12 protein-coding genes are annotated in these 13,959 nt (G+C 66.5%); 2 read left to right on the forward strand and 10 right to left on the reverse strand.

Annotated features, from left to right (window positions below):
* Positions 1-48: 48 nt before the first annotated feature.
* From AB0C30_RS20280 to AB0C30_RS20305, 6 genes are all read right to left on the reverse strand, one after another.
* Positions 49-471 carry a tyrosine-type recombinase/integrase gene (locus tag AB0C30_RS20280; RefSeq protein ID WP_357945849.1) on the reverse strand — a complete coding sequence of 141 codons (423 nt, stop codon included), beginning with the start codon at positions 469-471 and terminating at the stop codon, positions 49-51.
* Between the two features lie 72 nt (positions 472-543).
* Entirely contained in the window at positions 544-1,926 is a 1,383-nt protein-coding gene (locus AB0C30_RS20285; protein ID WP_357945851.1) for a GH1 family beta-glucosidase, read from the reverse strand.
* Between the two features lie 33 nt (positions 1,927-1,959).
* A complete protein-coding gene (locus AB0C30_RS20290; protein WP_357945853.1) occupies positions 1,960-3,423 on the reverse strand; it encodes a family 43 glycosylhydrolase in 1,464 nt (487 codons plus the stop codon).
* A 41-nt stretch (positions 3,424-3,464) separates the two neighbouring features.
* Complete coding sequence (locus AB0C30_RS20295; protein ID WP_357945856.1) at positions 3,465-4,292, reverse strand: carbohydrate ABC transporter permease; 828 nt, start codon at positions 4,290-4,292, stop codon at positions 3,465-3,467.
* Positions 4,289-5,230 (reverse strand): sugar ABC transporter permease, encoded by a 942-nt coding sequence (locus tag AB0C30_RS20300; RefSeq protein ID WP_357945858.1) that lies wholly within the window; start codon positions 5,228-5,230, stop codon positions 4,289-4,291. Before AB0C30_RS20300 ends, AB0C30_RS20295 begins: the two co-directional genes overlap by 4 nt.
* A gap of 8 nt (positions 5,231-5,238) precedes the next feature.
* On the reverse strand, positions 5,239-6,507 hold the full coding sequence (locus tag AB0C30_RS20305; protein ID WP_357945860.1) for a sugar ABC transporter substrate-binding protein: 1,269 nt from the start codon (positions 6,505-6,507) through the stop codon (positions 5,239-5,241).
* A gap of 499 nt (positions 6,508-7,006) precedes the next feature.
* Between AB0C30_RS20305 and AB0C30_RS20310 the strand changes: the two genes are divergently transcribed.
* Entirely contained in the window at positions 7,007-8,077 is a 1,071-nt protein-coding gene (locus AB0C30_RS20310; protein ID WP_357945863.1) for a LacI family DNA-binding transcriptional regulator, read from the forward strand.
* 383 nt (positions 8,078-8,460) lie between these two features.
* Here the strand turns inward: AB0C30_RS20310 and mca are convergent, their stop codons facing one another.
* Both mca and AB0C30_RS20320 read right to left on the reverse strand, forming a co-directional pair.
* Positions 8,461-9,417: a mycothiol conjugate amidase Mca gene (gene mca / locus AB0C30_RS20315; protein WP_357945865.1), complete on the reverse strand. Its 957-nt coding sequence runs from the start codon at positions 9,415-9,417 to the stop codon at positions 8,461-8,463.
* Positions 9,414-10,283 carry an alpha/beta fold hydrolase gene (locus AB0C30_RS20320; protein WP_357945867.1) on the reverse strand — a complete coding sequence of 290 codons (870 nt, stop codon included), beginning with the start codon at positions 10,281-10,283 and terminating at the stop codon, positions 9,414-9,416. The genes mca and AB0C30_RS20320 overlap by 4 nt, the downstream gene beginning before the upstream one ends.
* Positions 10,284-10,384: 101 nt before the next feature.
* Between AB0C30_RS20320 and AB0C30_RS20325 the strand changes: the two genes are divergently transcribed.
* On the forward strand, positions 10,385-11,011 hold the full coding sequence (locus AB0C30_RS20325; RefSeq protein ID WP_357945869.1) for a TetR family transcriptional regulator: 627 nt from the start codon (positions 10,385-10,387) through the stop codon (positions 11,009-11,011).
* A 105-nt stretch (positions 11,012-11,116) separates the two neighbouring features.
* On the opposite strand, the gene AB0C30_RS20330 is transcribed toward AB0C30_RS20325, so the two are convergent.
* On the reverse strand, positions 11,117-12,091 hold the full coding sequence (locus AB0C30_RS20330; protein WP_357945872.1) for an NlpC/P60 family protein: 975 nt from the start codon (positions 12,089-12,091) through the stop codon (positions 11,117-11,119).
* A 236-nt stretch (positions 12,092-12,327) separates the two neighbouring features.
* The gene (locus AB0C30_RS20335; RefSeq protein ID WP_357945875.1) at positions 12,328-13,746 is read right to left on the reverse strand and encodes an MFS transporter; all 1,419 of its coding nucleotides are present in this window, start codon (positions 13,744-13,746) and stop codon (positions 12,328-12,330) included.
* Positions 13,747-13,959: the final 213 nt, after the last annotated feature.

Genomic DNA, 13,959 nt, shown 5'->3' on the forward strand with positions numbered 1-13,959 from the left:
TCGCGCCGGACGACCTTGGACGCTGAAGGACCGGCAAGGACTATAACCTCAGGTGGGGGCGGGTATCGGCCGTGATCTCGCCCCCTCGTGATGTGCCTGGGGGTCAAGGGGTCGCAGGTTCAAATCCTGTCGTCCCGACCAGGCGAGGTCCTCCAAGGGGACACCGGAGTCGGTGAGCAGCGAGACGAAGCTGTGGCGCATCTCGCGGGGCGTCCAGTAGTAGGCGGGCATCCCGGCGTCCTTGACGATCTTCCGGAACGCTCGTCTGACGTTGTGGGCATCGAGCGGTGTGCCAACGAGCGAGGCGAAGACAAGCCCGTGATCCTGCGGTCTTGGTGTCGCCTCCTTCCCATGCGGAGTGCCACACGGCGATCCACGGCGGAATGTCCCGGTCCGGATCGCCGACGCGATCGACCTCCTGGCCGAGTACGAGCAGGACTGTGCAGCGTGTCCACGATCTCGGCCCGGCATGGTCCGGCGGGATTGGCCCGGCGGCAGCTTCAACGGTCTATCCGGAGTGGAGGGCCATGCGGCTGAGCATGGTCATGAGAGCTCGCGTGAGCGGATGACGTTGGCGTACCAGCGGGCGCTGTCCTTCAGCGTGCGGGCCTGGGTGTCGTAGTCCACGCGGATGATCCCGAAGCGTTTCGAGTATCCGTACGCCCACTCGAAGTTGTCCATGAGCGACCACAAGAAGTAGCCGCGCACATCGACGCCTTTCTCGATGACGTCGAATACTGCCTGAAGGTGCCGCCGGACGTAGTCGATCCGATCCTCGTCGTGAATCATCCCGTTGTCGACGGTGTCCGGGAAGGCGGCGCCGTTCTCGGTGATCATGAGGGGTTGGTTCGGATATCGCTCATGAAGGTCGGTGAGGAGGTCACGGAGGCCGTCTGGATCGATGTTCCAGCCCATCTCGGTCAGCGGACCCCGCTGGTTGAGGAACTCGACGTCTTCGGCGCCGGGCCAAGGAGAAGCGGTCGAGCGGCCATGTCCGTCAGACCGCTCCCGGTCGTCTGACCCGTCCGACATCCGCACCCGGTTGGTGTTGTAGTAGTTGACGCCCAGGACGTCGATGGGCTGGTGAATGGTTTCCAGGTCCCCATCCTGGACGAAGGACCAGTCGGTGATGCCGGCCGTCGTTTCCAGGAGACGGTCGGTGTAACGACCCTCCAGCATCGGCCCCAGGAACGCGTCGTTCGACAGCGCCTCCACTTTTGAGCGCGCGGTCTCGCCACTCGGGCCGTCCGGGCGGAACACGTGCAGGTTGAGCGTGACGGAGAACTTCGCGTCGGATTTGACCTCCGAACGCATCGCCTGGATGGCCAGGCCATGCGCGCGATTGAGATGGTGCACGGCCAGCAGCGGCTCCAGCCTGCTCGTGTGTCCGGGCGCGTGCACGCCGCTGCCGTAGCCGAGGTACGCCGAGCACCAGGGTTCGTTGAGCGTGGTCCAGGTGTCGACACGGTCCCCGAGCGCGGCGCTGATGACCCGCGCATACTCGGCGAACGTGTCGGCGGTGGCTCTGCTGGTCCACCCTCCCTCATCCTCCAGGGGTTGGGGGAGGTCCCAGTGATACAACGTCGCCACCGGGCGGATGCCGCGTTCGAGAAGTCCGTCGACCAGGCGCGAATAGAAATCGACGCCCTTGTGGTTGGTCGGGCCCACGCCGGTGGGAATGACCCGCGGCCAGGCGATGGAGAACCGGTAGGCCTCGAGTCCGAGCTCGGCCATCAGGTCGAGGTCGGACTCGAGACGGTGGTAGTGATCGTCGGCGACGTCTCCGGTGTCGCCGTTGAGCGTCCGGCCGGGCGTGTGGCTGAATGTGTCCCAGATCGACGGGCCGCGCCCGTCCTCGGTGGCGGCGCCTTCGATCTGGTACGCGGCTGTCGCGGACCCGAAGACGAACTCGTGGGGAAACCTCACTGGAGCTCCTCGCGAAAGGTTTGAGTCATGGAGTCATGGCCGGGGATCGAGGTAGGCGTCATCCGCCTCGTACCGCACAGAGGCGACTTCCACCGTGCCGCTGATGGCGCGGACGCCGGCGACCCGGCCGGTGAATCCGCCGGCGACCTCGGTGGAGAGGTATCGGCCGTCGAAGCGCGCGAGCATCACGCTGTGGCCGTCACGGATCACCGACAATACGATGTCATCCGGGCCGTCGTGGGTGGCGGGCAGTGACTCGATCCGCACCGTTGGCGTCGGCCCGAGGCCGGTCGTGACCTCGCCGATGGGGGATTCGAGCGGACCGACGCGCAGGACCGCGTGCGCGGAGCCGTCGTTCACCCGCAACTCGCACCAGTGGCGGTCATCGAGTCGGAGCAGGACGCCCGCCGCGCCGTCGGCCGTCCGTAGCGCGACGTCGAAGCGCCAGCGCTCGTCGGTCACCCGGGTCATGAGGGCGCTGACGTTCCCGCTGGCGGAGGCGGCCGGGATCAACGCAATGCCGGGTTCGGCGGGTGAGACGAATTCGCCGAGAGGAGCGCCGGGGGAGACCCAGCGAGGATGGAGTGAGGGGTCGGCGAATCGATCCAGGAAGGAGCGGTCGGGGATCTCGTACACGAAGCGACCCTCGTCGAACTGCGGCCACCCGTCGATCCAGTCGATGCCGGCGAGGAATGTCTCGCGGCCGTTGACGTGGAACATCGGGGTCATCCCGCGCGGGCGGACGCCGAGATACACGGCCGCCCACCGTCCGTCGGGGGCTTCGACGAGGTCCGCGTGCCCCGTGTTCTGCACCGGATGCGTGGTGCTGCGATGCGAGAAGACGGGATTGCCGGGGGCGGGCTCAAAGGGGCCGTCGGGGTTTCGGGATCGGGCGATGGTGATGGCGTGGCCGCGTTCCGTGCCGCCTTCGGCGATCATCAGGTACCACCACCCGTCGCGGCGGTAGAGATGTGGAGCCTCGGGGAAGGCCAGTCCGGTCCCCTGCCAGACGGGCCTTGGCTCCTCCAGCGCCACCCCCTTTTCGAGATCGACTCGGGCTTGGGCGATGCCCTCCAGGCCGGGGCGTGTCGAGCAGTACGTGACGTAGCAGGTGCCATCGTCATCCCAGGCCAGGTCGGGATCGATGCCCGCCAGGCCGTCGATCACCACGGCCGGAGCCCACGGGCCGGCCGGGTCCGTCGTCGACGTCAGCAGTTGGCCGCCGCTGGTGGAGACGTTCGTCGTGATCAGCCAGAAGCGGCCCGCGTGATGGCGGAGTGTCGGAGCGTAGATTCCCTTGCTGGCGCCGGCTTCTCCCGCCTGGAACCCATCGGTGCCGGTCAGGGCGTTGCCGATCTGGGTCCAATGGGTGAGGTCGGTGCTGTGCCAGACCGGGACGCCTGGGGAGTATTCGAAGGAGGAGTTGACCAGGTAGTAGTCGGCGCCGGCGCGGCAGACGCTCGGGTCGGGGTAGAAGCCGCCGATGATGGGATGCACGCCGGCCGCCTCGCGGCGCCTGCCTTTTCGTGTTTCGAAGGTCATTTGATTCCGGTCGCCGTGATTCCTTGAATGAAGTAGCGCTGCAGGGCCACGAAGAGCAGCAGCACGGGGGTGATGACCAGCACGGAGCCGGCCAGCAGGACTCCGTAGTTGGTCGCGTTCTGCCCCACCGAGTACAGGGAGAGCGCGACGGGGAGGGTGTACATGTCCTCGGTCTGCGCGACCACGAGCGGCCACAGGAAGTTGTTCCACGATCCGAGGAAGGTGAGGATGGCGAGTGTCGCCAATGCCGGCCCGCAGAGCGGCAGGATGATGCGCGTGAAGATGCGCACCTCGCCCGCGCCGTCGATGCGGGCGGCTTCGATGAGCGCGTCGGGGATCTCACTGATGAACTGGCGCATGAGGAAGACGCCCATCGGCCCTGCGAGGAACGGAATGATCAGCGCAGGGTAGGTGCTGACCATCCCGAGTTTGCTCACCACGACGAACAGCGGGATGAACGTGACGACGCCGGGAACCATGAGCGTGACCAGCACGAGCAGAAAGAGGGCCCGCTTGCCGGCGAAGTCGAGTTTCGCGAGCGCGTAGCCGACCATGGAGCAGAACAACAGCGTTCCGAGGACCGTGAAGACGGCCACGATGACGCTGTTGAGAAAGAACGTCTGGAAATTCAGCCGGCCGAACCACGTGGCGAAGTTCTCGGACGTGAAGGTCTCGGGCCACCATGTGGGCGGCCGCCTCAGCAGTTCCGACTGGGTCTTCGCCGAACCGAGGTACATCCAGACGAACGGGATGAGCGTGGCCGCAACGGCGATGACGAGCACGATGTACACCAGGGCCCGGCCCGGGATGGTGGGCTTCCTCATGGCGCTTCCTTGGGGCGGAAGGCTCGGAACTGCACGATGCTGAGCAGCGCGATGGCGATGAAGAGCACGTAGCTCGCCGCCGACGCGGTGCCGTAGTTGCCGAAACCGAACTGGTTGTAGGTGAAATAGCTGATCGAGAGCGTGGAGTCCAGCGGGCCGCCCTTCGTCATGACGAACGGTTCCTCGAAGAACTGCAGATAGCCGACCGAGAGGAGCACGGCGCCGAGGAGCAGCGTGGGGCGGAGCATCGGAAGGGTCACCCGGACGAATCGCTGCCAGGCGGTGGCGCCGTCGACGGCGGCCGCTTCCAGCACGCTCGCGGGGATGTTCTGCAGCCCGGCAAGGAAGATGATCATGAGGGTGCCCATGTTGCGCCAGATGGCCATGAGGATCATGGCAGGCATCGACCAGAGCGGGTCATTGAGCCAGTCCGGGCCCTGGATGCCGACGGCGTCGAGCGCGGTGTTCAGCAGGCCGTCCGGTTGGAGGATGAACCGCCACACCACCGCGACCGCCACGATGCTCGTGATCACGGGGGCATAGAAACCGACGCGAAATGCCGTGCGAAATCGCGTGATCCCGTTGTTGAGCGCCACAGCGAGGGCGAGAGCCGCGACCATCGTGAGCGGGATGCCCACCGCGACGAAGTACACGGTGTTCAGCAGCGACCGCACGAACTGCTGGTTCTCGAACAGCCGGAGGTACTGGTCCAGCGCCACGAACTTGACGGCCAGCGGGCTCTCGATGTCGCTGTTCCTGAAGTCGGTGAAGGACATCAGGAACGACGAGACGAGCGGGAACACCATGAAGACGGCGAAGCTCAGGATGAACGGCAGAGCGAAGAGGTAGGCCACCACCGTCATCCGGCGACGACGCGCCCTGGTGGTGCCGTCGCCGCCGGAGCGCGACAACGCTCCGGCGCCGGCGACTCGGGTCACGGCCATGCCTATTCGCCGGTTCCCAGCGAATCGGCGGTCGACTGCAGCTGCTTGACCGCGTCCTGCGGGCTCTTGCCGCCACGGGCGATCCGCTCGATCTCCGTGTCGGCGGCCGCCGACACCTGCGTCCACGAGGTGAGGGCGGGCGCCGTCTTGACGCTCTTGAGCTGCTCACCGAACACCGACACCTTCGGGTCGCTCGTCAGCGCGGTGTCCTTCCACGCTGTCTGCCGCGAGGGAAGGTCGTTGACCGCCTTGAACCACGCGACCTGGACCTCGGGCTGCGTGAGCCACTGGATCAGCTTCCATGCCGCGTCCGGGTTCTTGGAGTTCTTGAACACGGCGAGGTTGGCGCCGGCCGCGAACGAGGTGGACGTCCCGCCCGGCGGGGCCGGGATCGGCGCCACCGCGAACTTTTCCTCGAAACCGGCGCCGCCCGCGGTCTTCAGCCCCGGGATGTCCCACGGGCCGCTGATGAACATCGGGACGGTACCGTCAACGAAGGCCGAGGCCGTGGACGCCGACTCGGAATCGGGATTCTTGTTGGCGATGCCTTCTTTGAAGAAGCTGTTGACGTATTCGAGGGACTCGACCATCTTCGGGGTGTCGAACGTCCACTTCGTCTGGTCGGAGTTCATGACGTCGGCTCCGTTCGACCAGGCGAACGGCAGACTGTTCAAGAAACCGTTCCATCCGCCGGACGGAAGCACGACGCCGTATTTCGCGCCGGCCTTGTCCTGGTACGCCGTGGCGAGCGCCTTGAATCCCGCCCAGTCTTTGGGGAAGCTGTCGAACCCCGCCTTCTTCATCAGGTCGGTACGGTAGTAGATCACTCGAGTTTCGACGTACCACGGCACACCCAGCTGCGCGCCGCCGATGTTCGTCGTCTGCCGCGAAACCGGGAAAATGTCGCTCGTGTCGATCTCGGCGGGCGTCGGACGGAGCGCCGAGGCGAATGTCGGCATCCAGTCGGTCCCCAGCATGCCGACGTCTGGAGTCGTTCCGCCGGCGATCGCCGTCTGATATTTGTTCTGCGCCGAGTCCCACGGGATCGGGGTCACCTTGACCTCGATGCCGGGGTTCTTCTCTTTGAAGGGCTTGAGGAAATCGGCGAGCGCTTCACCCTCTGTGCCCTGCGCCCAGATAGTGACGGTGCCAGTGGCCGGGCCATTCGTCAGGCGACTTGCCGGCACGTCGTTCTGTGGGCGGTCGTTCGAACGCCCACAACCGCTGAGCATGAGTGCAAGCGTCGCGGTGACGGCCGTGGCCGCCGCCATATTCCGTCGGATCATCATCGTTCCCCTTCGTGCATGGGGGGTTGCGGGGTGCGCGAACGGTGCTCCACTGCGAGCACAGGTCGTGCCGGATCGACTCCGTTCCGGCATCTAAGCGCATAACATGGGGTGGCGCAACCATGCTCACTGCTGAACTCTTCGCACGGTGATGCGCGCGCCGCACGCCCGACGCGGATCGCCGTTCTTGATCCATGCGGCGATAAGTCCTGGTAGAAGGGATGGATCTCAAGATCGACGCGGTCTGCTCGCCATCCCGGGCGCGCGGCTTCCGTACGGCGGCCGCGTTTCCCAGGGGCGGCTCTCCTCGTGCGGGACATGATCGTGATGAGCGTCCCGGCTGACCGTGTCCACCGCGCGGTCGCGTGCCAAGGCTGAGCCTTTCCGGTCACCGGGCGACAATCGAAGGGAGCGCCTTGGAGCGCCGTCGAACCGGTACTGTACGAGTGCTCTTGATGGGTTCCTGACGTGAATTGGGGCGGACGTGACGAGGCGACCGACGGTATATGATGTCGCGCAACTTGCCGGAGTGTCGATCGCAACGGTTTCCTTTGCGTTCACCAAGCCGGAGCGGGTGAAGGCGGACACTTTGCAAGCGGTTCTGCGCGCTGCCGACTCCATCGGCTATGTGCCCAGTGCGAATGCCCGTGGACTTGCCAAAGGAAAGACCGGAGCGCTGGGCCTGTATGCGTTCGACTATCTACTCGAGCCGGCCGCGGATTCCCCGGGTTCCGCTCCGCTTGATTCGACTCGCGTTCCTGACGGACGGCTTTTCCCGTTGTATTCGGACGAGGTCCAGCGGGGCGTCCAGTTGGAGTGCCGGCGGCACGGTTACGCGCTGATGCTCGGTTCCGGCCATAATCCTGGACATTTGCCGAGCGTGATCGATGTCGCGGGGCGCGTGGACGGCCTCATAGCGTTCGCCGGTGCCGCATCGGGCGCTCTTTTGGAACAGATCTCAGTCCGTATACCCGTCGTCGAACTCGGCGGGGAAATCCGGCGAGAGGGGATGCACACCGTCTTCGTCGACAACCGCGCCGCCATGGCCCGTCTTACCGAGCACTTGCTGATCGATCACGGTTATCGCGACTTCGCCTACCTCGGCGAGTTGGGCACCCCGGAGTTCGTGGCGCGCTATGAGGGCTTCTCCGAAGTCCTGCGGCAGGCGCGCATCGCCCCTCCGCCCCCGGTGAGAAGCCATCCCGGCGACGATCAGTCGACGATCGACGCCGTCCGCGGCCTTCTCGATCGGCCTTCCTTTCCGCAGGCTCTCGTGTGCGCGACCGATCAGGAGGCCATCGTCGCGATCGACGCGCTTCGGGGACAGGGCATGGACGTGCCGGCCCAGGTGGCGGTGACCGGCTTCGACGGAATACTGGCGGGACGGCTGATCACCCCACACTTGACGACGGTGCGACAGCCAATGGAGGACGTCGGGCGGGTCGCGGTGCGGATCCTCCTCGAAGCCCTCGAGGGTAACGAAGACGCGAGCCGTCATGAAACTCTCGCGTGTGTGGTGTGGCGTGGCGAAACCTGCGGTTGCTCCAACGACTGACAGAAACCTGCTGCCGGCTGTTGCGAGATCGAGCGACACGACCTCGAGCCAATGGCGATTCACCCCCCGACGTAGAGACCAGTTCAAGCCGCATAAGGGTCCGGTTGTTTATGGGAATGGGATGGTCTGGAAGTCCTGTCGCGCCAGGGTTTACCGTTCGGCAAGGGATACTCGCAGCTACCCAGGGTTACGAACCCTGCATCCGACATCGCTGAGGTCAGCGTCTCGGGGTCGATGTCCGATGACACCGAGGCGAGGGCGTCGAACGACGATCAGACGAGGTGGTCCCAAATCGCGCGGTGGCGAGCGCGTCCGGTTCCTGCGCGTTGCAGCTCAAGCGGGTTCATAGGGCGGGTGCTCCTCGGTGGGCGGGGACAGCCGGGTCACGTCCTCGTCGGCGCGGGCCAGAATCTTTGGTCTTCGAGGTCCTTCAGCGCGCCGTTCGCCGCGGCGATGGTGAGCGGGGTGTCACTCGCGGCCGGGCGCAGGCCGGCGAACAGGTCGTCTTCGGGAACGGTGCCGTCGACGTGGGACCGAGCGAGGTAATAGTCCTCGACGGGCCATACCTCCCGCTCCACATCACGATCGTGGAGCATGAACCCGGTAGTGGGGTCGATCTGCGTGGCGTGGGCGAGCAATGCCCGGTCCCGGACCTCGAAGTACTCCGCGCAGGCAATGCGGGTAGTGATCTCCAGGGCGGGGGCGTCGTCCGGGAGCTCTGCCAGCACGGCCTCCATTCCCGAGTCGATCCCGCGCGCTGTCAGGGCATCGTGCATGGCTTGGAACCAGGCTCGCGACAGGGTGCCCAGATAGTAGAGCTTGAGCGGCTGCCAGTGTTCGCCGTTTCCCGGATGACGAGTGGCGTCGAAGGCCGCCACGGTCACCTGGTGCGTCTTGATGTGGTCGGGGTGTGGGTATCCGCCGGTCTCGTCGTAGGTCACGATCACATGCGGGCGGAATTCGCGGATCAACGCCACCAGGCGCCCGGCCGCCTCTTCCAGCGGCTGGACCGCGAAGCAGTCGTCCGGCAGCGGCTCGCCGGCCGCGGGCAGGCCCGAATCGATGAAGCCCAGGAAGTGCTGCCGGACGCCCAGGATCTCCCTGGCCGCCGCCATCTCGGCCCGCCGGATCTCGGTGAGGTTCTCCCGTACGCCGGGCCGGTCCATCGCGGGGTTCAGCACGTCGCCGCGCTCCCCGCCCGTACAGGTGACCACCAGGACGTCCACCCCCTCCGCGGCGTACTTGGCGAGTGTCGCCGCGCCCTTGCTCGACTCGTCGTCAGGGTGGGCGTGCACGCTCATCAGGCGGAGGGGCTCTCCTGGGGTGATCCGCGGACTCATCGCTGCCTTTCTTCGGTCCACTCCGCCAGGCGGCGGAGGAACGTGGTCGTGGTGGGGAGGGGTACGCCCGGCAACATCGCCAGGTGGAAGACATGGGGCATGCCCTCGTAGACATCGAGGGTGACCTCCGTTCCCGCTGCCGAGGCCGCTGCCGCGAAGCGCCGGGCATCGTCGAGCAGCACCTCCGCGGAACCGGCTATCAGCAGAAGGGCCGGCAGACCACGAAGATCGCCGTACAGGGGGGACTGAGGCGCCAGATCCGGTCGCGCTCCTGCCAGGTATTGGGTGGTGACGCCCTTCAGTACCGCCCGATTGATCATGTCTCGTTCGTCGTTGATGTCCAGCGACGGGCTGGACAGGGTCAGATCGGTCAAGGGGGACACCGCGATCACCCCGGCCGGCATTGGGGCCGCGATCTCCTTGAGTGCCAGCAGCGCCGACAGGGCGAGGGTGCCACCTGCCGACTCACCGAACAGGACGATCCGGGACTCCGGTACGCCCTGATCGAGCAGCCTGCTGTAGACGGCTGTCACGTCATCGAGCGCCGCCGGGTAGGGGTGGGCAGGGGCGAGCCGGTAGTCCACCGCGAAGACCGGCCGAGCTGTCGCCTTGGACAGGTGACAGGCCATGAGTCGTTCCATCCGGGGTTCGGTGTGCGCGAAGCCGCCGCCGTGGATGTACAGCGTGATACCGGCCTCCGCCGCCGAACGCCCAGAGGTGTTGACCCACTGCCCGGCGGCCCCCTCCATGCGGGGAAGCGCCGCCGTGAAATCGGCGTCCGCGGGCGGCTCCGGCGTCCCTGCTGCCGGCGCACGCATCTGCGCCATGACCGCTGCGGTCTCGTCGGAACCGGCGGGGATGTTCAAGGGTTCTCTCCCGTGTCAATTGGGTGAGACATAAACTTAGGATGGACATAAAAATGTGTCAAGCATCGATTTATGATCGGCCTATGAGAGGATGTGGTGTCATGGCCACGGGACTTCGCGAGCTCAAGAAGCAGCAGACGAGGCAGGCGATCTCCAACGCCGCGACGAGACTGTTCATCGAGCGCGGCTTCGAGGCGGTGACCATCACCGAGATCGCGGCCGCCGCCCAGGTGGCCAAGATGACCGTCACCAACTACTTCCCCCGCAAGGAAGACCTCGCCCTCGACTATCACGAGACGTTCGCCGCCAGTCTGGCCCGCACCGTCGCCGACCGGTCGGCGGGCGAGTCCGCGCTGGCCGCCCTGCGTCGCGAGTTCCTGGCCGGGGTGGAGCGGCACGACGCCGTCATCGGCTTCTCCAGTCAGGGCTTCGCCCGCATGATCAGCGACAGCCCCACCCTTACCGCCCGGCTGCGCGACCTGCACGACCAGCGCGAAGAGGCTCTCGCCCAAGTCATTGCCACCGATACCGCGTCCGCCCCCGGCGACCTCACGGCCCGCGCGGCGGCTGCCCTGCTCGGTGCCGCCCACCGCACCCTGTTCGAGCACATCATGGATCTCACGAGACAGGGGCAGAGCAACCGCCAGATCGCCGCCACCGTGACCCGCTCGGCCCACCAGGTCTTCGGCCTGCTGGAAGTCTCCCTGGCCGACTATGCGACGCGGTGACAGCACGATCAGAGGCGATCTGTGGGAGCACCACGTCTACCTGCCGACCTTCTCGTACGGAGGTGCCGGGTCTTGTGGGAGTCGATGCCCGTGAGCTGGGCTCTGTCAGGGACGGACGGCGCCGAGCAGGCGGTTGCGCCAGTAGTCGTCGAGATCGACCACCTTGACGACGTCGCCCGTCTGAGGTGCGTGGACCATCTTCCCGTCGCCCGCGTACATGCCCATGTGCCCCAGCCCTTTGCTGAAGAGCAAGTCGCCGGGCTGCAACGCGTCGAGGGGGACGTGGCGGTTGGCGCCCCAGCTCCATTGGGTGTACGTGGTGCGCGGGATCTCGACTCCCGCGCTACGCCAGGCGGCCTGGGTGAGGCTGGAGCAGTCGTAGGAGCCCGGCCCTACCGCGCCGTACTGGTAGGGCTTGCCGATCTGGGCGAAGGCGAACTGGAGCGCCAGGCGGGCGTTGCCGGAGGCCGGTCCGGTGTACGGGATGCCTGTGCTGTTGGGGTCGCCGGTCTTGAAGGCGCCCAGTCGGCGCAGCAGCTTGGTCTGCTCCTTGACGAGCTTTTCCACCTTCTCCTTCTCGCCGCGTACCTTGTCGCGCGCCGCGTCGGCATCAGCCAGGACGCGTTTTGCCGCGGCGCGGCTGTCGCGCAGGTCCTTGGTGGTCGCCTCGAAGGCGAGGACCTTCGCGGCCCTGTCCTGCGCGATCTGGTCCAGAGAGGCTATGCTGCTCAGAGTCGTTTCCGGGCTGTTCTGGAAGGCGAATCGTTGCCAGGTCAACGGGCCGGTCTGGTAGTCGCCGACGGCCGCCGTGACGAGGTCTCTGCGCAGTGTGGCGACTCGATCATCCTTGCGGCCGATTTCGGTGTTGAGGGCGTCGTACTTCTTCTTGGCCGACTTGTACGCCTCCGTGGCCTGGTTGTGCCGCTCGACCAGGTCGTCCGCCTGCTCGTTCAGCTTCACCAGCTTGGCCCTGGCCTTGGCGGGCGACGGAGGCGCGGCGGCGGCACCGCCGGGGTTGGAGAGCAATACGGCCGAGGCCAGTGCCGCCGCCATAGCTGTCTGCCCAAGCCTTGTCGGCACGGCCACTACGATGCCTCCTCGTAAAACTCCAAACCTGGGGCGCAATAGTACAGAGGGTGGAGGGCCGGTTGGCCTGTTCGCAGTGATTGCTCTCGCTGGCGGAACATACTATCTGGCCTAGCGGATGTCATCTCATAAGAGATAAGCGTGCTGTCCAGGGACAAGAAGACGCCCGGCTCCCAGAGCATGGGAGCCGGGCACGGTGTTGGGTGTCACTCTCCTTTGTTCGCGGTAGGTCACCGGCGGGTGGTGGCGGGCTCGGCGTGTACGGCCGTACGGGTGCGCAGTGTCAGTGCGGCGAGCAGGGTGCCCGCGGCGGCGATGCCGGCGGCGCCGATGAAGGCGGAGGAGAAGCCGTTGGTCAGGGCGGGCAGGTTGCCGAGTTGTCCGGCGCCGTTGGCGGCGGCGACGGCGGTCATGGCGGCCAGGCCGAGCGCGGAGCCGACCTGGTAGCTGGTGTTGACGATGCCGGAGGCGAGGCCGCCTTCCTCGGGGCGGGCGGAGGAGATGGCGGTGCCGAGTGAGGGGATGAAGGCCAGGGACATGCCGAGGGCGGCGACGAGGCTGGCGGGCAGGACGTCTCCGGCGAAGGTGCCGTTCGGGCTGATCAGGGACAGCCAGCCCATGCCGGCGGTGAGCAGGGCAAGGCCGGTGATGGTCGTGGCCTTGGGGTCGAACCGGTTGATGATCCGCGGTGCGAGCACGATCATGCCGATCATGATGAGTACGGTCATCGGGAGCAGGGCGGCGCCGCTGGGGAAGGCGCTGTAGCCGAGGACCTGCTGCAGATAGAGGTTGAGGAAGAACCACATCGGGATCCACGCCCCGCCGAGCAGCAGTTGGGTGAGGTTGGCGGCGGCGAGGTTCGGGGTGCGGAAGATCGACAGCCGCATGAGCGGTTCGCGACGGCGGGCCTGGATGACGACGAACGCGGCCAGCAGAGCCACCGCACCGGCCAGCACGAGCCAGGTCTGCGCGGAACCCCAGCCGATCTCGGGCGCCCGGACGATGGCGTAGACCGCGGCGCCGAGACCGGCGGTGACAGTGAGCGCGCCGGTCACGTCGATGGAGCCGCGCTGGGCCTGGGCGGCGGGCATCAGCGGGCCGGTGGCCAGCAGTGCGACGATCGCGATGGGGATGTTGATGTAGAAGACCCAGGGCCAGCTCAGGTATTCGGTGATGAGGCCGCCGAGGAACACTCCCGCGGTGCCGCCCGCCGGGGCCGCGGCGCCGTACAGGGCCAGGGCCTTGGTGAGCTCCTTGGGGTCTCGGCCGAAGAGCATCATGAGCAGGGTGAGCGCGGAGGGGGCGATCAATGCCGCGCCGATTCCCTGGACGGCGCGGCCGGTCAGCTCGACCCACACCTCGGGGGCGATGCCGGCGACCAGGGAGCCGGCGAGCAGGATCAGCCAGCCGGCGGCGAAGAGCCGGCGGGCGCCGAACAGGTCGGACAGTCGGCCGCCGAGCAGGAGCAGCCCGCCGAAGGCGACGACGTAGGCGTTGAAGACCCAGGACAGGCTCTCCTGGGAGAAGCCGAGGCTTTCCTGGATGCGGGGAAGGGCCACGCCGATGATCGACGTGTCCATGATGACGATGAACTGGGCCATGGCGATCAGGGCCAAGGCGGTCCAGCGCCTGGGGGATGGTGCGGACATGGTGCACTCTCCAGACATTCTCTACCGGGGTGGGGTATGTCGCCAGCAGATTTATACCCCCTGGGGGTATGTGTCAAGTGTGGTGCCGTAGCCGCATCGCCGTGGTGGCGGCGTGAAGAGCGGTGCGCTGTCGGCTCGAACGGGAGTACAAGGCATGGACCTTCCGCTGTCCGGAAGCGCAGTACTATGAGTGATAGTTGCAGCGAGCCGACG

Source organism: Nonomuraea sp. NPDC048901, from assembly GCF_040649695.1.
GTDB lineage: Bacteria > Actinomycetota > Actinomycetes > Streptosporangiales > Streptosporangiaceae > Nonomuraea.